Origin of the sequence: Pararcticibacter amylolyticus, assembly GCF_003130405.1 — a bacterium.
Classification (GTDB): Bacteria; Bacteroidota; Bacteroidia; order Sphingobacteriales; family Sphingobacteriaceae; genus Arcticibacter; species Arcticibacter amylolyticus.
On record NZ_QEAS01000101.1, the window covers coordinates 1 to 595 of the forward strand.

At 51.8% G+C, this 595-nt stretch carries 1 protein-coding gene; it reads right to left on the minus strand.

Going from position 1 to position 595, the window contains the following annotated elements:
- A partial coding sequence (locus DDR33_RS25240; protein WP_202913856.1) for an Ig-like domain-containing protein occupies positions 1-595 on the minus strand: 595 nt, incomplete at both ends.

Consider the following 595-nt stretch of genomic DNA (forward strand, 5'->3'; position numbering starts at 1 on the left):
CCATCTACCAGGACCTCTACGGTCGCGTTGGGTTCTGTCACACCCTTGATCGTCGGCGTGGTCGTGTTCACATGACCGCCGTTACCCGGAGCGTCTGGTGTCACAGGTTTATCCGGGTTTTTAGTATCGACATCAATTTTGATTGGATCAGATTCCGGACCCGTGTTTCCTGCCTGATCGGTGACCTTGATGGTGATCTCATGTTCGCCTTCAGTCAGCACCGGATCAAAGGTGTATTCCCAATTGCCGTCACCGTCAGCTTTTGCTTCACCAACTTTAATGCCATCTACCAGGATCTCTACGGTCGCGTTGGGTTCTGTCACACCTTTGATCGTCGGTGTGGTAGTATTCACATGACCGCCGTTACCCGGAGCGTCCGGTGTTACCGGTTTATCAGGATTCTTAGTGTCGACATCAATTTTGATTGGGTCGGATTCTGCACCCGTGTTTCCTGCCTGATCGGTGACCTTGATAGCGATCTCATGCTCGCCTTCGGTCAGCGCAGGATCAAAGGTATATTCCCATTTGCCGTCACCGTCAGCTTTTGCTTCACCAACTTTAACGCCATCTACGAGGATCTCTACGGTAGCGTTGG